The organism is Pseudomonas sp. S37 (genome assembly GCF_016658545.1).
GTDB lineage: Bacteria > Pseudomonadota > Gammaproteobacteria > Pseudomonadales > Pseudomonadaceae > Aquipseudomonas.
In genome coordinates this window covers 21,321-39,234 of sequence record NZ_JACVZC010000018.1, presented here as the reverse complement: position 1 = coordinate 39,234, position 17,914 = coordinate 21,321, and the positions used below count along the sequence as shown (strand labels likewise).

The 17,914-nt window shown below is 59.3% G+C and carries 13 protein-coding genes; all 13 read right to left on the bottom strand.

Annotated elements, in window-relative coordinates:
• Positions 1 to 25: 25 nt before the first annotated feature.
• The 13 genes from IAE39_RS09120 to IAE39_RS09060 all read right to left on the bottom strand — a co-directional run bounded on the left by IAE39_RS09120 (position 26) and on the right by IAE39_RS09060 (position 17,773).
• Complete coding sequence (locus IAE39_RS09120; RefSeq protein WP_201201460.1) at positions 26 to 1,000, bottom strand: NAD-dependent epimerase/dehydratase family protein; 975 nt, start codon at positions 998 to 1,000, stop codon at positions 26 to 28.
• Complete coding sequence (locus tag IAE39_RS09115) at positions 988 to 2,325, bottom strand: UDP-glucose dehydrogenase family protein (protein WP_201201458.1); 1,338 nt, start codon at positions 2,323 to 2,325, stop codon at positions 988 to 990. The genes IAE39_RS09120 and IAE39_RS09115 overlap by 13 nt, the downstream gene beginning before the upstream one ends.
• A 229-nt stretch (positions 2,326 to 2,554) precedes the next feature.
• Positions 2,555 to 3,799: a saccharopine dehydrogenase family protein gene (locus IAE39_RS09110; protein ID WP_016394970.1), complete on the bottom strand. Its 1,245-nt coding sequence runs from the start codon at positions 3,797 to 3,799 to the stop codon at positions 2,555 to 2,557.
• A gap of 33 nt (positions 3,800 to 3,832) precedes the next feature.
• Positions 3,833 to 4,930, bottom strand: coding sequence for a carboxynorspermidine decarboxylase (locus IAE39_RS09105; RefSeq protein ID WP_060493713.1), 1,098 nt, complete (start codon positions 4,928 to 4,930; stop codon positions 3,833 to 3,835).
• Between the two features lie 324 nt (positions 4,931 to 5,254).
• Positions 5,255 to 6,172 carry a pyridoxal-phosphate dependent enzyme gene (locus tag IAE39_RS09100; RefSeq protein ID WP_201201456.1) on the bottom strand — a complete coding sequence of 306 codons (918 nt, stop codon included), beginning with the start codon at positions 6,170 to 6,172 and terminating at the stop codon, positions 5,255 to 5,257.
• The gene (locus tag IAE39_RS09095) at positions 6,169 to 6,843 is read right to left on the bottom strand and encodes a helix-turn-helix transcriptional regulator (RefSeq protein ID WP_201201454.1); all 675 of its coding nucleotides are present in this window, start codon (positions 6,841 to 6,843) and stop codon (positions 6,169 to 6,171) included. Before IAE39_RS09095 ends, IAE39_RS09100 begins: the two co-directional genes overlap by 4 nt.
• Before the next feature lie 183 nt (positions 6,844 to 7,026).
• Positions 7,027 to 8,730 (bottom strand): amidase, encoded by a 1,704-nt coding sequence (locus IAE39_RS09090; protein WP_201201451.1) that lies wholly within the window; start codon positions 8,728 to 8,730, stop codon positions 7,027 to 7,029.
• Positions 8,731 to 8,979: 249 nt separating this feature from the next.
• On the bottom strand, positions 8,980 to 9,801 hold the full coding sequence (gene icmH, locus IAE39_RS09085; RefSeq protein WP_201201445.1) for a type IVB secretion system protein IcmH/DotU: 822 nt from the start codon (positions 9,799 to 9,801) through the stop codon (positions 8,980 to 8,982).
• 95 nt (positions 9,802 to 9,896) lie between these two features.
• A complete protein-coding gene (locus IAE39_RS09080; RefSeq protein ID WP_201201440.1) occupies positions 9,897 to 10,436 on the bottom strand; it encodes a hypothetical protein in 540 nt (179 codons plus the stop codon).
• A 490-nt stretch (positions 10,437 to 10,926) separates the two neighbouring features.
• Positions 10,927 to 11,865 carry a DUF6708 domain-containing protein gene (locus IAE39_RS09075; protein ID WP_201201439.1) on the bottom strand — a complete coding sequence of 313 codons (939 nt, stop codon included), beginning with the start codon at positions 11,863 to 11,865 and terminating at the stop codon, positions 10,927 to 10,929.
• Between the two features lie 2 nt (positions 11,866 to 11,867).
• A complete protein-coding gene (locus IAE39_RS09070) occupies positions 11,868 to 14,636 on the bottom strand; it encodes a toxin VasX (RefSeq protein WP_328825601.1) in 2,769 nt (922 codons plus the stop codon).
• A 48-nt stretch (positions 14,637 to 14,684) separates the two neighbouring features.
• Positions 14,685 to 15,614, bottom strand: coding sequence for a DUF4123 domain-containing protein (locus IAE39_RS09065; RefSeq protein WP_201201435.1), 930 nt, complete (start codon positions 15,612 to 15,614; stop codon positions 14,685 to 14,687).
• The gene (locus IAE39_RS09060) at positions 15,611 to 17,773 is read right to left on the bottom strand and encodes a type VI secretion system Vgr family protein (RefSeq protein WP_201201434.1); all 2,163 of its coding nucleotides are present in this window, start codon (positions 17,771 to 17,773) and stop codon (positions 15,611 to 15,613) included. Before IAE39_RS09060 ends, IAE39_RS09065 begins: the two co-directional genes overlap by 4 nt.
• Between the last annotated feature and the right edge of the window lie 141 nt (positions 17,774 to 17,914).

Genomic DNA, 17,914 nt, shown 5'->3' with positions numbered 1-17,914 from the left:
TGTGGTCTTGTTGTGTGTGCGCGGTTCAAACCCGGTAGAAGTCCCGGTACCAGCCAACGAAAGCAGTCACGCCGTGCTCCAGCGATGTGCCAGGGGTGAAGTCGATCCAGCGCGCCAGCGAGCCGACATCGGCCCAGGTTTCCAGCACGTCGCCTGCTTGCAGCGGCAGGTAGTTGCGCTGGGCCTTGATGCCCAAGGCGTCTTCCAGGCACTCGACAAAATGCAGCAGCCTCACCGGCTGGCCACGGCCGATGTTGAACAGCTGGCAGGGCGCTTGCCCCTCGGCTGGCCGGGGCGGCTTCAGGCGCAGGCGCACGATGCTCTCGATGATGTCGTCGATGTAGGTGAAGTCGCGGCTCATCAGGCCGTTGTTGTAGACCTCGATCGGCCGGCCTTCGAGCATGGCGCGGGTGAACTTGAACAGTGCCATGTCGGGGCGGCCCCAGGGGCCGTAGACGGTGAAGAAGCGCAGACCGGTGGTGGGCAGCCGGTACAGGTGCGCGTAGCTGTGCGCCATCAGCTCATTGGCGCGCTTGCTGGCGGCATACAGTGACACCGGCTGCTCGACCGGGTCGTCGATGCTGAACGGCAGCTTGGCATTGGCGCCATACACCGAGCTGCTGGAGGCATAGATCAGGTGGCGCGGCGGTTGCTGGCGGCAGGCTTCGAGGATGTTGAGAAAACCAACCAGGTTGGCCTGGCCGTAGGCACCCGCGTTGTCCAGCGAATAGCGCACCCCGGCCTGGGCTGCCAGGTGGATGACCTCGCTGAACGCCTGCCCGGCGAACAGTTGTTGCAGGTCGTCGAGGTTGGCGATGTCGAGGGTGTGAAACCGGAAATGGGCAAAGCCACGCAGTTCTCGCAGGCGTGCCATTTTCAGCTCGACGCTGTAGTAGGCATTGAGGTTGTCGATGCCGACCACCTCGATGCCGGCCTCGCACAGCCGGCGCGCGAGGTGAAAACCGATGAAACCGGCAACGCCTGTGATCAGTACGGGCATGCTGGCTGCACCTGGCCACGGCCGATACCGTAGTAAGTCAGGCCGGCGGCGGCCATGTGTTCCGGCTCGAACAGGTTGCGGCCGTCGAACACCACCCGGTCGGCCAGCAGTTGTGGCACCTTGTCCAGGTTGAGCACGCGGTAGTCCTGCCATTCGGTAACGATCACCAGGGCATCGGCGCCCTCCAGTGCATCGTCCTTGCAGGGCACCAGTTGCAGGTCGTCGCGCGGGCCGTAATGGCGCAGGATTTCTTCCATGGCCTGCGGATCGTGGGCCTGTACACGCGCGCCAGCGGCCCACAGCGCTTCCAGCAGGACCCGGCTGGCAGCCTCGCGAATGTCATTGGTATTGGGTTTGAACGACAGGCCCCACAGGGCAAATACCTTGCCCTGCAGGCCACCGGGATAGTGGCGCTGGATCTTGCTGAACAGCCGGCCTTTCTGCATCTCGTTGACCGACTCTACTGCGCGCAGCAGTTGCGCCTCAAAGCCTTCGGCCTCGGCACTGCGGCGCAGGGCTTGCAGGTCCTTGGGGAAGCACGACCCACCAAAACCGCAGCCGGCGTAAATGAAGTCGTAACCGATGCGCGAGTCCGAGCCGATGCCACGGCGCACCATTTCGATATCGGCCCCCAGGTGCTCGGCCAGGTTGGCGATTTCGTTGATGAAGGAAATCTTGGTCGCGAGCATGCAGTTGGCCGCGTATTTGGTCAGTTCGGCGCTGCGTGCATCCATGACCATGAGCTTTTCGCGGTTGCGGCTGAAGGGCAGGTACAGCTCACGCAGCAACTCCACTTCGGCCGGCTCGGCGCCACCGATGATGATGCGCTCCGGGCGCATGCAATCGTCTACTGCAGAGCCTTCCTTGAGGAACTCCGGGTTGCTGATGACCTGAAAGCGGCTGCTATCGGCCACGGCCTGGGCGATACGCGCCTTGATGCGGTGTACCGTACCCACCGGCACAGTGGACTTGTTGACGATCACCTTGGGCCCGTCAGCATGTTCGAGGATGCTGTCGACCACGGCAAACACGTGTTTCAGGTCGGCGCTGCCATCGGCCTGTGGCGGGGTGCCGACGGCGACGAACTGCAACCTGGCGTAGTTGGCAGCCTGGCCGGCGTCGGTGGTAAAGCGCAGGCGGCCGCAGGCCAGGTTGCGCTCCAGCATCGGGGCCATGCCGGGCTCGAAGATCGGGCAATGCCCGGCGCTGAGGGCGGCGACCCGCTCGGCATCGACATCCATGCACAACACCGAATGCCCCACCTGGGCCAGGCACACTGCCTGGGTGAGGCCGACATAGCCGGTACCGAAAACCGTGACCTTCATTTGACAGCTCCTTGATAAGAAAGCTGAAAAAAAATGTCACATCGGTGTGTAGATATTGTTACTTGGGCAGGTTGTCGCTGAATGTGGAAGTGTGGCTAGCTTGTGCTGGCCTATTCGCGGGTAAACCCGCTCCTACAATGGACTTCTGTGGGAGCGGGCGCGCCCGCGAATAGGGCAGGCCTGCAAAAGCAGAGGGGGCGCCCTGTTGGCGCCCCCTCTGTGTTACCGCTTAGGCTTCAGCGTCCCAAGGACGATCACCTTTTTCATCCTTGACGCGGGTCGGCAGGCCCATCACGTCCAGCGCCTTGAGGAACGGCTCGGCTGGCAGCTCCTCGACGTTGACCATGCGCTTGGCATCCCACTCGCCACGGGCAACCAGCAGCGCTGCAGCCACTGGCGGTACGCCAGCAGTGTAGGAAATGCCCTGGCTGTCGGTCTCGGCATAGGCTTCTTCGTGGTCGGCCACGTTGTAGATGAACACTTCGCGTGGTTGGCCATCCTTGGTGCCTTTGACCAGGTCACCGATGCAGGTCTTGCCGGTGTAGCCAGGGGCCAGCGAGGCTGGGTCCGGCAGCACGGCCTTGACCACCTTCAGCGGTACCACTTCCAGGCCTTCGGCGGTTTTCACCGGCTGCTCGCTGAGCAGGCCCAGGTTTTTAAGCACGGTGAACACATTGATGTAGTGCTCACCGAAGCTCATCCAGAAACGCACGTTCGGCACGTTGAGGTTCTTCGAAATCGAGTGAACTTCATCGTGGCCAGTCAGGTACAGGTTTTGCGAACCTACCACAGGCAGGTCGTCGGTACGCTTGACTTCGAACATGGTGTTGCTGGTCCACTGGCTGTTCTGCCAGCTCCATACTTGCCCGGTAAACTCGCGGAAGTTGATTTCCGGGTCGAAGTTGGTGGCAAAGTACTTGCCATGCGAACCGGCATTGACGTCGAGGATGTCGATCGAATCAATGCTGTCGAAATACTGCTGCTGCGCAAGTTTTGCGTAGCTGTTCACCACACCCGGGTCGAAACCGACGCCGAGAATGGCGGTAATGTTCTTTTGTTGGCACTCTTCGAGGTGTTTCCACTCGTAGTTGCCGTACCACGGCGGGGTCTCGCAGATCTTGCCCGGCTCTTCGTGGATGGCGGTGTCCAGGTAGGCGACACCGGTATCGATGCAGGCACGCAGCACCGACATGTTGAGGAACGCGGAACCGACGTTGATCACGATCTGCGATTCGGTCTCGCGGATCAGTGCCTTGGTCGCCTCGACATCGAGGGCGTTGAGCGAGAAGGCCTGGATGTCGGCGGGTACCTTGAGGCTACCCTTGGCCTTGACGCTGTCGATGATGGCCTGGCATTTGGAGATGTTCCGTGACGCGATAGCGATACGACCCAGTTCGTCGTTATGCTGTGCGCACTTGTGGGCCACCACCTTGGCGACACCTCCTGCACCAATGATAAGAACGTTCTTCTTCAATTTACCTTTCGCTCCTTACTTTGAAAGCCGGTCTTACGACAGGCTGGAAACGTAGTCTTCAAAACCGAACTCGCGGACCACTTCGACGCTGCCGTCGAGTTGCTTGACCACGATGGACGGCATTTTCAGACCGTTGAACCAGTTTTTCTTGACCATGGTGTAACCGGCCGTGTCGATGAACGACAGGCGATCGCCAATGGCCAGAGGACGGTCGAATTGGTACTCGCCGAAGATGTCGCCGGCCAGGCACGACTTGCCGCAGACCATGTAGGTGTGCTCGCCGTCGTTAGGGGCCATCTTGGCGTTGAGGCGGTAGATCAGCAGGTCGAGAAGGTGCGCTTCGATCGAGCTGTCAACCACGGCCAGGTGCTTGCCGTTGTACAGGGTGTCGAGCACGGTCACTTCCAGCGAGGCGCTGTTGGTGATGGCGGCTTCGCCCGGCTCCAGGTACACCTGCACGCCGTAGGTTTGCGAGAACGCCTTGAGGCGTGCGCAGAAGGCGTCAACCGCATAGTCTTCACCGGTGAAGTGGATGCCGCCACCCAGGCTGACCCACTCGACCTTGTGCAGCAGGTGGCCGAAGCGCTCTTCGATGTGCGTGAGCATCTTGTCGAACAGGCCGAAGTCGCCGTTCTCGCAGTTGTTGTGGAACATGAAACCAGAGATCTGCTCGATCACCTGCTCGATCTTGGCCGGGTCCCATTCGCCCAGGCGGCTGAACGGGCGGGCCGGGTCGGCCAACAGGTAATCGGAGCTGCTGACCTGCGGGTTGACACGCAGACCGCGCACTTTACCTTCGGACTGTTCGGCAAAGCGCTGCAGCTGGCCGATCGAGTTGAAGATGATCTTGTCGCAGTTCTCGAGCATTTCCTCGACCTCGTCGTCGGCCCATGCCACGCTGTAGGCGTGGGTTTCGCCGGCGAATTTCTGGCGGCCGAGCTTGAGCTCGAAGAGGGAGGACGAAGTGGTGCCGTCCATGTACTGCTGCATCAGGTCGAACACCGACCAGGTGGCGAAGCACTTGAGGGCGAGCAGCGCCTTGGCACCGGAGTGTTCACGCACGTAGGCGATCTTCTCCATGTTGCTGAGCAGCTTGGTTTTATCGATGAGGTAATACGGCGTCTTGATCATTTAAAGGCCCCCGGCCAGGCCGGCCAAAAAAAGGACACGCATTGTGCCTTCACTTGCTGCAGACCGAAAGGGCGCAAGGCGTTTTTCGTCTGCGTTGGTACGGTTACCGGTAAATTTTTCCGGCTGTGCTGGGGTAGTAGTACAGAGAGAAGGGAACAGTCTGATGACAGCCTGACCAATGGCAGGGGCGGACCATCCATGATGCGTTGCCTGTGCCAGCCTTTTCGCGGGTGAACCCGCTCCCACAGGAACCGCGCCGCCCTCAGGCCTGGTGATATCCCTGTAGGAGCGGGTTCACCCGCGAAGAGGCCGGTTCAGACAAGCTCAATCAACCTGCTTCAACCAGTCCTGAATCTGTTCCAGAGTAGCGGTAGCGCCACCACAAACGACCACCAGCACATTCTGGAAACCGCCCAGTGCGTTGGCATCATAAGCCAACGCCAACGCCGCCCCACACGCCGGCTCCACCAACACACGATGATCACGCAAGAACCGCTCGCAAGCCTCCAGCGCCGCTCGGTCGCTGACCCGATGGCTGTGCACCGGGTGCTGAAGCGTGCAGGCCAGCGCCTGTTCGGCCACCCGCTTGGCACCGAGCGAGCTCGCGATCGAGGCAATGCGCGGCAGCTCTACCGTGTGCCCGGCCTGCATGGCCGCGTGCAGCGAGGCAGCACCGGCAGTCTCCACGGCCAGCACCGGCACATCACCCCAGCCATTGCGCTGCAGCCCTTCGACCACACCGCTGAGCAGCCCGCCACCGCCCACCGACAGCACCACGGCATCGGGCTTGAACCCGGCCGCCGCCACTTCGTCGACCAGGCTGGCATGCCCCGCCCACAGCAACGGGTCGTCGAACGGGTGGATGAAAGCATCGCCAGCGCCGACCAGGGTCAGCGCCAGTTCGTTGGCCTCCTGCCAGGAGCTGCCGTGCACCAGCACCTTGGCATCTTCCTGGCGCAGCAGCTCCTTGGCCCGTTCAGTGGTGGTCTCGGGCACGACCACGGTCACCGGCACCCCCAGCTTGCGCCCGGCATAGGCAACCGCCAGGCCGGCATTGCCCCCCGAGGATGACACGAAGTGTTTGGCGCCACGTGCCACATGTACCTCGCAGGCGTAGCCCACACCGCGCAGCTTGAACGAGCCGCAGGGCTGCAGGGCATCGAGCTTGAGCCAGATGTTGCGACCGGCGGCCAGCGACAGCGGGCGCGATTCGATCAGGGGGGTAGGAATGTGCAAGGTCATTGGCTGGCTCCGCGCAGTTGTTCGAGGTAGTTGTAGATGGTGTAGCGGGTGACGCCGAGGGCACTGGCGGCCTTCTCGACACCACCCTTGACGATGAACAGGCCACGCTCCTGCATCACCCGTACGGCTTCGACCTTGGCCTGCTTGTTCATCCGCCCCTGGCCGCTGCGTTGCAGCGCGGCCTGGATGATCTCGCTCATCAGCAATTCCATGTCGGCGGGCTCGTTGACGGCGGGTGTGGCACCCAGGGGCTGGAACTGCTGGAGAAAGTTCATGGCCGCGTCCAGGCCGGTGACATCGGTGTTGACGCACAGGCTGGCGAACGGGTGGCCGCTGCTGTCACGGAAGATGGCCGTGGCGCTGCGCAGGGTACGGCCCTTGAGCGTAGTGGGGTAGTCGGGCAGTACCACCGGCTCACAGCCGTGTTGGTCGGCCGAGGCCTGCATCAGCGCCTTGAAACCCTGGTCCTGCTCCGGTGCGGCGAGGATCGGGCTGCCGATGCTGCGGCCGGAAAGGTGGCCGTTGACGATCGCCACCACCGAGTGCTCGGGGTGGTCGAGGTCGTGCAGGAGGATTTCCATGTTGCGCGCGGCAACGCTGCCCAGGGCCTGGATGGCGGCCTTGAGCACGGTGAGGGTGAGCTGGCGTTCTTCGTTGGGGGTAATGGGCATGATAGATCGCAAAATCAACTTTTTGTGTATTTTTACACATAAAGTTGAATTCGGCGATTTACTTTTTCAGGCCCATTCGCGGGTAAACCCGCTCCCACAGGTTCACCACAGGTTTGAATACCGTGGGGTCCCTGTGGGAGCGGGTTCACCCGCGAATGGACCGCAAAGCGGCCCCTGTCAAACTCAGCCCAGCGCTGGCGTGCGCGGCGGGATCATGCGGCGCGAGCCGGTCGCCTCAAAGGCCGCACCGTAGCTCAGCAATGCGTTGTCGCTATAAGCGCGCCCGGCAAAGGTCAGCCCCACCGGCATGCCGATATCGGCCATCACGCCCATTGGCACGGTCACGGTCGGCACGCCCAGGTGACGGATCGCTAGGTTGCCGTTGGCCACCCAGATACCGTTGCTCCAGGCAATGTCCGCCGATGCCGGGTTGACGTCGGCATCGGCCGGGCCCACGTCGGCCACCGTCGGGAACAGCACGGCGTCCAGGCCCAACTGGTCCATCCAGTCTTCCAGGTCCAGCTTGCGGGTCTGCTCCAGGCCACGCAGGCCGTCGGGCAGGGTTTCGATCTGGTCCCAGGTCTTCAGGCCGCGCTTGGCCATGTTGACGTATTCATCCATGCCGGCCGCCAGGTCGTCCTCACGGTTGGGCAGGGTGCCCGGGTCGTGCGGGAAGATCTGTGGGCCGTCGACATCGGCCAGGCGGTTGAGCTTGGGGTCGCCGTTGGCGCGCAGGAAGTCATCGAAGCCCCAGCCCGACAGCTCCCACAGTTCGTCATGGAGGAATTCCTTGCTGACGATGCCACGGTTGTACACGGTCGGCGCACCCGGGCGATCGCCTTCGCAGTTCGACACGAGCGGGAAGTCCACTTCCAGCACTTCAGCGCCAGCCGCTTCCAGGGCCTGACGGGCTTGTTGCCAGAGGTCGATCACGGTAGCGCGGGTGTTGATGCGCTGGCCGGTCGGGCCGCCGATGCCCGGCTTTTCGGAAGTGCCGGCTTCGCTGTCGGCATTGATGTACATGCGCGGTACGCCAAAGCGCTTACCCTTGAGCGAGCCGGCATCCACCGCCAGGTCCAGGTACGAAGCCGGGCGCACACTCGAGGCGGCCGGGATCGGTACCCAGGGCTGCAGGCGCCACAGGTCGCCGCGCGGGTCTGCGTCGTCAGCAACCACCACGTCGAGGATTTCCAGCAAGTCGGCCATGGTGCGCGCATACGGCACCACCACGTCCATGGTCGGCGTCAGCGGCCAGTTACCACGCACCGAAATCACCCCACGCGACGGGGTGTAGGCGCACAGGCCATTGTTGGAGGCCGGGCCGCGGCCGCTGGACCAGGTTTCTTCGGCCAGGCCGAAGGCACTGAAGCTGGCAGCGGTGGCGGTGCCGGCACCGTTGGACGAGCCCGAAGCGAACGGTGCGGTCAGATAGTTGGCGTTGTACGGGCTTTCGGCGCGGCCATACACGCCACGCTGCATCCCGCCGTTGGCCATCGGTGGCATGTTGGTCTTGCCCAGGCACACGGCACCGGCAGCGCGCAGGCGCTCGATGGTGAAGGCGTCGCGCTGGGCCACCAGGTTTTTGAACGCCGGGCTGCCCGATGCAGCGGTCAGGCCCTTGACCAGGTAGCTGTCCTTGGCGGTGTAAGGGATGCCGTCCAGCGGGCTCAGCACCTGGCCGTTGGCGCGGCGGGCGTCGGAGGCCTCGGCTTCTTTCAGCGCCTGCGGGTTGCGCACCACTACGGCGTTCAGCGCGGTGGCAGTGTCGGCGCCGTCGTAGGCATCGATACGTGCCAGATAGGCCTTGACCAGCTCGACCGCCGTCGTGCGGCCCGACTCGAGTGCGTCGCGCAGCTCGGCAATGGAAACCTCGGTTACCTCGATCATGCGTTCACCAAAAAAATGTGCAGGTGGGGGCTTTTGCGAGGAGTGTACAAGAAGGGCATGGCGGACGCAGGTTTGCGCGGGGGCAAATGGTTTTATGCAGGTGGGCATTGTCGGGGGCCTGTAGTGCTCTCTCCGCGAGGCAACGCGGCCCCCTGTAGGAGCGGCCTTGCGTCGCGATGGGCTGCAAAGCAGCCCCAGGTTCCCAGCACAGTTGCATATCGGCTTGCTCTATATAAAGTACAAAGCGGGTTATTGCTGCAAAATGCTGTTCAGCGAGGCCACCACCTCGTTGGTAATAAGGTGCAGGTGGTAGCTGAAATACCCATACATGGCTGCAAGGGTGCCGGCAGCCATCAACAATGGGCTCCACCATGGCCAGTAGTAACGTCTGCCCGGTTTGGCAGGGGTTACAGGGGCCGAAGCCTGCGGAAACAGCTCGGGTAGAGGCCCGCGAAGCTTCCGTATTGTCTTGCGCAGCTCGGCGATATGGCGGTCAAGCACTTGCTTGCCATCCGGCGTGATGGCGTATTTACCTTTCAACCCCAGGCAAAGTATCAGGTACATGAACTCCAGCACCTCCTGACAGCGCTTGGGTTCCTGCATCATGTTGCCCAGCAAGTTGAAGAATCTGACCCCGCCAGTGGTCTCATCGTGGAACTCACCCAGCAAAGGATGCTGGCTCCAATTGGAGTTGCGGCCCCAAGAGGTGCGCATCACGGTTTCGTCCAGATACAGGCACAGTGCATACGAGAAGGCAGATACCAAGACAGGCTCGTACGAACGCTGGTGCAGCTCTTGCACAATATTACTGATCTGGATGTGGACCAGGCGATGCAAGGTTTCGATATCCTCGTACTCGTCCAGCGCCTGCAGATTCATGGTCAGCCCGATCAAGGGCATGGCTGCATCGCACATAGGGTTCATGAAACCGCTGCGTAACGAGAAGTCCGGGTCTGCCGGTCGGAGAGGTGTGGTGCTCCGGTACAGGGCATTGTTTTTGCCGGGTGCAGAAGATTTAACGGTCGATTCTGCGTGCTTTTCAAGTTTCGCCAGAAGCCGGTTGCTTTTCATGGGGTGGAAGACCTCTTTTTACAGATTGCTTCAGTCATGGAGTGGCCGGGATATGCCCGCAGCAGGCGCTGATTGGTAAGGCTAGGGTCAAGGCATCAGTTGTCCAGCTTGATGCCATTTACCCGGATAACCGGTTTGCGCTTTTCTGCAAAGCCGCATAACACGTCGTTTGCGTGAGGGAAGGCGACGTAAGGGACGTTGTATTGAATCCAGGCCTCTGAGCTGTTCAGGCAGGCGTACAAGAGGCATAGCGTTAACTGGACTGGTATTGTTATAGGTGCCTTGAGCCAGCCGTAGGGCTGGCAAAGTTCATTTTTGAATTCGACAAGCCATTGCCGATACGGTTGGATAGCCGCTTCGCTCCGGCTGAGTTTCGCAGTGAGGGGAGGAGGAGCTGGTAGTCCTTCGGGGCCGTATGCCATGAAGTGCTGCAGGTATGCCCAGAGGGTACGTGCTGAACGGCTGCCATCGATAACGCCCAAATTACCGCAGGCTATACATAATTCTGTAGGTGGACATTCAGTGTAGTCGATGCCGATCAGGTAGAGCGGATGGCGAGAAGTGTAGGTATGTGCTGTGACTATAGGAATAAAACCAACGAATCCCTCAATCTGATCCCAGTCGAAAATAAGCATCTTGTTTGGGGTCTTGGGGGGACGAAGTAAATTTTGCGGGTGATGCGATTGATTCTGATAAACGCACCACGGCAACGGTGCGCGCCTCCGGCATAATAGAATATCAATGCAATACAAGGCAGCACAGGCATCGCAATTAGCATGGCTATTAAAATCTCTTTGGTTATCCCTACTACTATTTCAGCAATTATTCCGGCAGATATGCAAGCTATGGGTGAGGCTAATAATGTCACTCCGATTGCCCCCGCGCTTCCTCCTTGAACAAGGTTAAGGTAGGTTTCCAGTTCGATGCATCTTTCATTAATGCGTCGTACCCCGTCTGGCTCGGGAGTAATTGATTGGTGTGCGCCATGATGAAGGCGCGCACCTCCAAGGAGAAGGTTTTTAGGTAGGTGTCTTATTTTCATGGTGGCGTTAATGGTTAGTAACGGTTAAATTTTATTTTGGTCAGGATCGATCTCTCGGTTGTGCAGGTGGTGCTTGTTATTGCTTATTGGTTGTCAAGCTTGATTCCATTTAGTCTGATGATTGGTTTGCGCTTTTCGGCAAAGCCACATAGCACGTCATTGCTATGAGGAAAGGTTGCGTAAGGTACATTGTATTGAATCAATGCCTCTGAACTGTTGAGGCAGGCTAGCAAAAAAAATAGTGTTAGCCGGATTGGCACTGTAACAAGGGCCCATAGCCAACCGTATGGTTCGCAAAGCTCCTTTTTGAAATCTTGGAGCCATTCTCGATAGGGTTGGATGGCTGCTTCTCTCCGACTAAGTTTCGCAGTTAGGCTTGGAGGAGGTGGCAAATCTTCGGGGCCATGTGCCATGAAATGCTGTAGATAAGCCCAGAGGGTCCGTGCAGAGCGATTACCATCGATGACTCCGAGATTACCGCAGGCAATACACATTTCAGTAGGTGGACTCATTGAGTAGTCTATACCAAGCAGGTAAAGCGGATGGCGTGAGGTGTAACCATGTGATGTAACAATAGGAATGAATCCCGCAAATCCCTCTATCTGATCCCAGTCGATGACGTGCATCGTTTGAGGAGTCTTAGGGAAAATGTAATACACCTTGCGGGTTAAGCGGTTGATGCGAATGAAAGTGCCCCGGCAGCGGTGCGCACCGTTGGCAAAATAGAAAACAATCGCGAAGCACGTTAAAGCTGGGCTCCAGACAAGGATGGCTATGAGCATCTCTCGATCAGGCCAGTAGATGATCGCATAGACAATAGACATGATTCCGGATATAAGTATTGACACGCCGATGAAACCGGCGCTGCCGCCTTGTACGTGGTTGCCATATGTCTCAAGCTCTATGCACTTTGTATTTATGCGTCTTACACCATCTGGTTTAGGTGGTAGGTCCTGATGCAGTCCGTGATAGAGCTTGGTACTTCCGAATAAAAAGTTTCTGGGTATTCGTTTGGTATTCATAGTCACTCGGGTGCTTTAACAGGCTCAAGCTTGGCTGGGTCAATCGGGTCTGACATGAGGCTGGCAGCTCTAAATTCTAATGGCTCCGGTGCTCCATGATGGTGGAAATAAATTTCAGGATTTTCAAGGTTGGGAATAAAGAGATACTCAAATAGAACTTTCGCTGATTGATGCATTTGAATGCTCCAACCGCTGGGTTTACCTGCATGATACAGGGGTGTTACGAGGCATTCACTTTCAAAGTCAAAAGACCTGGTCTGTAACGTGTGTGCGACAGGTCCATTGATAGGCTTGAGAGTCGTCAACTTCTTTTTAAAAGAAAGACGGGTATCGAATATGCTCTGGAAATCGGCTCTGGCTACAGGTAGTTGGTACATGATCCTTAGAGTACCTACGCGGAAGCCGGATGTTTGCTGCCAGTCAACAGCGAGTCGAGGACGATGATACAAGCTATGTATTGCGTCGAGTTCCTGCTGGTTATTATAACGTCTGTGGTGATTTCCCCAGGCACTATGCTTTAGCCAAATGTCAACTGGTCCGTGCTTTGCGATGTCTACGCCTGCCATGAAGGCAATTCCTATACCGAGGGCAATGAGTGCAATTACCGACCATCCCAGTGGTGTCAGTCCCAGCACGACAACCTTGGCGCCTGTTGCCATACTCGCTGCCGCCGCTGTACCTCCTCCCCACGTAGCTAGAGAAATGACTCCTCCCGCAAGGGCCGCCCCCAAATAGAGGGCTGCTTGTTCGGGGTTTTGGTCTCGTAAAGCGAAGACGCTCCTCAACGCATCGGTCACAGACACAATGCCAGCCCCTCCCGCGCTTATCACAGCAACTCCCACTCTCGTTGATATTACCCTCAGGCCTATCGCTGAAGCTGAATTTCCTTTAGCTTGATGGCCTAAGGCTGCTGCAAGAGCTGAGATTTCGATAGTTGCTCCGATTAGTGTAGTGGTTGCACCTGCCAGATCGGCATAGCTCAATAATTTATTGCCGCTATTCCGTATTTTTCTTGTTGAGCTGGTGAAATTTATAATGGCCAAGTATGCTCCGAGGCCTGCTAGCGTTGGTCCTATGCTAGAGCTAAGTACGGATTGCATACCGGAAAAAATATTTCTTCCGTTTTGAAGTGGTTGCGACGCATGAGAGGGCGAATTGGAGTTGTATATTTTTCCGTAGGTTGTCTCCCCAACTTTCACCCATTCATAGATGTTCACGCGAATCGAAAAGTCCACTTGGCCAATTCTGGGCTCCGGCAATTTCCAAGTTTTCAGGTATTCACTACCAGGCGCCTGCTGGAACTGAAACTCCCGCGCCTGCCGCATCAATTCCGCAAGACTGACCTCATGCATCACAATCGTCGCATTAAAACGAATCTCCACCACATGCCGTAACCGCCGCACCAGCACATCCGCCGGATGTGAAGCTGGCAGGGCCTGCAGCAGCCCGAGCAAGGCATTGGTGGCAGGCGTGGCGGCGTACTCTTCAAGGTAATTGTCCAGCACTGAAAGCACGCCTTTGGCGATGTCACCCGTCTTGTCCTTGATGCGGCTGGCCAAGACCTGGCTGCCATTGCTCATGGCAAGCCAGAACGGGCTGTGTTCGGGCGGCATCATGACCACCTGTTGCAGCAACTGCTGCCCCTCGTGTGAGTGCACCAGCCCACCGATGCAGTCGAACACCACTTCTTCATAGGCATCCGCAACAGCCTTCACCTTCAGGTCGAAGCTGCTGAGGGCCAGGCTCAACAGGTGCTCGGTCCCAACGTGTTGCACCCAGGCGACAATGTCCTTCACCTGCTGCCCGATGGCGTAATCCAGTTTGGCCAGCTCCTTGGCATACAGGTCGGGGAAGCGCATCGCGCCGTCGTAGTCCAGCAGCTTGCGCTGGCGGGCAAGGGTACTGGCCGTCTCGGCGCTTTGCCCCGCGGCTTCCTCCGCGGCCTTGAAATAGCCTGCAATGAAGTTGGCGCTTTGTAGGCGATGAGCATGCTGCCCGGCGTAGCGGGCTTTTTTCTCGACGCTGAGGGTGACCAGGTGATGCAGTTCGCTGACTACGCCGACAGGGTCATGCAATGCCACGGCCAAGGGGCTGACGCCGGGTTGTGGGCCCAGATTGCGCACCAGGTTGTTCAACGCCTGGCCGTAGCGTGCGGCAAAGTCCGGCCGCCGAGATGCGCCGGCAAACGCGGGGAAGATGCCGGTGGTGCCGGTGTTTTTCAGTTCGGCAACGGCATTACCGACAAAGGCGGCATCGAATACATGCGGCTGCATGGGCAGCTCCGCCGGTTTTACCTTGATCGCGAGCTTGCTGCGCAGGGCGCCCTGGTCTTGTTCGATCCGCCACAGTACGGCATGGCTGAGCAGTGCTTCGCTGACCATCAGGTAGACCGTGTCGGCAATATGGGTTTCGGGCGCCAGTACAGTGTGAGCAGCGCGCACCACATCCGGCCTGGCGTGGCTGCCGGGGGTGTCGCTGTTGTAATCGTCGTTGGTCCACCACAGGTGGGCAAAGCGGATGTCTTCAGTAACCTGGTAGTGGCGAGTCTTCATTCGCCCGTGCTGGAAGTAGAACAGATACACATAGCAGCCGGGGCGCAGCAGCCTCAGGCCATACGCCTTTGCGGTTTGCAGGGGCGGGTAGCTGTCGACCTCAAGCGTCTGGAAGATTTCGCGGTCCAGGCTGGTCGGCGATGCCGTAACGTACCGGATACAAGGGAATGCCGCGTTCGCACGGTGGCGGGGCAATGGCCTGGCCGACTTTGGGGGCACACGGGTGGTCGGGTTGAATCGCGCGTTTATAGGTGCTGGTCATCTGGCTTATCTCGACAATATGGGGCTGGAGATTTCGAGGAGGCGGTCATTGATCTCCATTAGCCGTTGGCGTCCCTGGATTTCGGTATCGAGCAACAGGTTGTAGATGGCGGGGTCCTTTACGAACGGCTCTTCGGGGAAGAACAGGCGCAGCTGCAAGTAGTAGCAGCGGTCATCTTCGTGCTGGAACCCGCAATAGCCGGCTTCCCTGTCGTAGTCGGCGAGTTGGTGGTGGAATACCGAAGGCTCGGTCTGCCGGCCCATGGCCTGCAGGTGCTGACCCATCTCATGACGTGCACGACGCATGAACCAGGCGTGGGCAGCACTGCCGAGGGCCGCTTCATCTGCGCTGGTGAGGGCCAGCGAGGAGGGGGCGGCTGGAGCGAAATCTGGGCTATCGTCGATCGCCAACTGTAGCCAGCAATCGCGCGCGAGCCCGCTATGCCAGATCATTCGCTGCACAGGGCTGAACAGATGGCGCAATTGCGGCAGTGCAAGCGCTTCGCCCAACTCTTCGAGCTTGCGCAGGCTTTGCCAATGGAAGGCAAGTGAGTTGCCGTCTGCGGCGGTCAAGCGCCTGACGCGTTGGAGTTGCCCCGCAAGCGCGGGCAGGTCACGCGGGCCAAACAGGATCAGGCCCGCCTGCTGTGGCCCCCAGGTGTCGAGAAATTGCGCTACAAGCCCAGGGTTCGCACGCGCTAGAAGAGGGCCTGCCCGATAGCCGGGCAATTCATATTCATCAGCGGTGCCGCGCCGTAGCCAAAGGTGCTCCCCTGGTGCTGACAACGGGCGAATGGCATCCGCCAGCGATGGTATGCACTCCCCGTTGAGTAGCAGCCAGGCATGCCCCGGTGCCTGCAGCGGCCAGCTCGGTTTAGGCACGACGCTGACGCATTGGCGGGGCCATCCTGCTGTGACGTAGGCTTCATCCATCATGCGCTGGCCTTGTTGCAAGGGCAGGGCGAACGCGTACAGCGCCCATCTCGGCGCATGCCGCAGACGTGGTCGAGGCCAGTGCCTTGTGCAGGGGAACCGGTCGCCAGGTGGCTGTTGCCACCACCGCTAGGCACCATATCCAGTGGCGCCTGGATGTGTAGCGCGACGCCTTTCAGTGTTATGCCGCTTTCGTTGATCAGGAACGTGCCACCTGCGCCTTCCAACACAATCTCGTCCTGCACGCGCAGCGCGAAACGCCTGGCGTGCTGTTGAATCTCCTGCCCGGCAGCCAGATGCATGTGGCCCTGTATTTTCTGTTCCTGGTGCCCGCCAACTTCAAGGGTATGGTTCGCCGCGGTCTTTTCGATGCGATGGTTGCCTACTTCCAGGATCTGGTCTTTTCCGATGGTGGTCATCTGGTTGCGCCCTGCATCGAAAAATGCGTCTTGGCCGATGCTGATGCGTTCGTCGTTGCCGACAGTTTCCGTGCGGTCGTTACCGATGGTGAGGGTTTCGTCATGGCCAACCTGCTCACTGCGGTTGTTGCCGATCCGGGTAGCTTCATCGTGCTTGACCACGTTGTTCTGGTCTTTTTCTGCATGGATGAAGACTTCCTGCCTGCCCAGTTCATCTTCAAAGCGCAGCTCGTTGAAACCATCGCCCTTGTGGGTCTGGCTCTTGATGGTCATGCGCGTCTTGTGTTCCGGCAGGTCGTACGGTGGAAGCTGATCGCCGCAGTAGGTGCGCCCGGTGATCATCGGTTGGTCCGGGTCGGCATTGACGTAGTGGATGATCACGTCCTGGCCGATCCGCGGAATCGCCATCGAGCCCCAACTGCCACCCGCCCAGCCTTGCGACACACGAACCCAGCACGAACTGAACTCGTTGCTCTTGCTCTCCCGGTCCCAAGGAAAACTGACCTTGACCCGGCCCCACTCGTCGCAATAGATCTCCTCGCCAGGCGGGCCGACCACGGTGGCCATATGCGGGCCATCGATACGCGGTTTGGCCAACGGTGCCGGGCGCCATTCGCCTCTGCCTGGCACCAGCACGGCTTCCTGCGTGTAGCGTGTGCCCTGATCGGCGTTGACGGCCTCTTCTTGCAGGCTGGTGAACTGGATGCCTTCGTGGTGCACGCTGATCGTGCGCCAGTGCACGTTGAGGTCTTCACGCGGGTGTTCGACCAGCGTGAAGCTCAGCCCCGGTTGCAGGCGTTCATCGTCGCCTTCCACCTCGGCCATGCGCGCATCGTGGCGCAGGGCTGTGAGGCGGGTGGCGGTGAACGGTACGCCGACCGCATCACGCTTGTAGCGTCCGGGGTAGTCGAAGCGCTCGTAGTGCGGGGACTGGTGAGCGATGTTGCTGTCAGTTGCGCGATGCTCCTGGCGGTACTGCGGATGGGTGAAGGTGTAGTCCCGTTGCACCTGGCTGGCGGTGCGAACCTGTTCGCTGTAACGCAGGCGGCGCAGGCACGGCCTGGCCTGAGCACCGCCGCTGTTGGCGCGGTACAGCACCTGGTCGGGGCCGATATCGTCGTCATCGTAAAACCCTTCATCTTCGTCATTGGCCGTGATCGCGCCGCGGCTGATCTGCCCGAAGGCCAGCAGCCGGTCGGTCATGACCAGCAGGTGCTGTTCCGGCGTGTGTTCGAAGCGATAGACAAAACCCTCTTCGGCGGCCAGGCGGGCAATGAAGTCGAGGTCAGTTTCGCCGGCTTGCACGCAGAACTCGCGCACCTGGTGCTCGCCAAGGCTCTTGATCTCGAAACGGTTGATGCCTTGGCGCTGCAGCATCAGTTCGAGAATCTGTGGCACGGTCTTGTGCTGGAAAATGCGCCAGTTGGAACGCAGGTTGGCACGGGCCAGCACCGGCTCGACCAGGGCGTGGTAACGGGTGCGATAACGGCCGGTCTCGCCCTGGCTGAAGGTGCTGACCAGGCCGTGCACGTACCGCAGCGGCCGCTCACCACGCCAGAGGGTGAACAGCACCGGTTTGTCGAGCAACTGGCCGAAGTCGACATCGCCCTCGAAACTGATCAGCTCCAGTTTCAGCTGGAACGGCGAGCTGATCGCTTCGTCGAACTCGAACGACACCACTTCGAATACGTCTTCGCCTGCAAGCGGCTGAAAGCTAAAACGCAGATCAGTTTGACTTGGCATAGTTTCTCCGGGTGATGGTGTGCAACCCTATGCACTGCGGGATGGAAGTTTATTTTGTGCAATTGTTTTGTAGGATGTTTCTCTGCTTGTGTAAGTTGAAGCTTTGTTTGTAGGAGGCTTCCTACAAGTTTGGTTACTTTC

What these genes read in the sequence shown, in the direction of transcription:
- IAE39_RS09120 (WP_201201460.1), bottom strand. Translation starts at nt 1,000, where the DNA reads ATGCCCGTACTGATCACAGGCGTTGCCGGTTTCATCGGTTTTCACCTC.
- IAE39_RS09115 (WP_201201458.1), bottom strand. Translation starts at nt 2,325, where the DNA reads ATGAAGGTCACGGTTTTCGGTACCGGCTATGTCGGCCTCACCCAGGCA.
- IAE39_RS09105 (WP_060493713.1), bottom strand. Translation starts at nt 4,930, where the DNA reads ATGATCAAGACGCCGTATTACCTCATCGATAAAACCAAGCTGCTCAGC.
- IAE39_RS09100 (WP_201201456.1), bottom strand. Translation starts at nt 6,172, where the DNA reads ATGACCTTGCACATTCCTACCCCCCTGATCGAATCGCGCCCGCTGTCG.
- IAE39_RS09095 (WP_201201454.1), bottom strand. Translation starts at nt 6,843, where the DNA reads ATGCCCATTACCCCCAACGAAGAACGCCAGCTCACCCTCACCGTGCTC.
- IAE39_RS09090 (WP_201201451.1), bottom strand. Translation starts at nt 8,730, where the DNA reads ATGATCGAGGTAACCGAGGTTTCCATTGCCGAGCTGCGCGACGCACTC.
- icmH (WP_201201445.1), bottom strand. Translation starts at nt 9,801, where the DNA reads ATGAAAAGCAACCGGCTTCTGGCGAAACTTGAAAAGCACGCAGAATCG.
- IAE39_RS09080 (WP_201201440.1), bottom strand. Translation starts at nt 10,436, where the DNA reads ATGCTTATTTTCGACTGGGATCAGATTGAGGGATTCGTTGGTTTTATT.
- IAE39_RS09075 (WP_201201439.1), bottom strand. Translation starts at nt 11,865, where the DNA reads ATGAATACCAAACGAATACCCAGAAACTTTTTATTCGGAAGTACCAAG.
- IAE39_RS09065 (WP_201201435.1), bottom strand. Translation starts at nt 15,614, where the DNA reads ATGATGGATGAAGCCTACGTCACAGCAGGATGGCCCCGCCAATGCGTC.
- IAE39_RS09060 (WP_201201434.1), bottom strand. Translation starts at nt 17,773, where the DNA reads ATGCCAAGTCAAACTGATCTGCGTTTTAGCTTTCAGCCGCTTGCAGGC.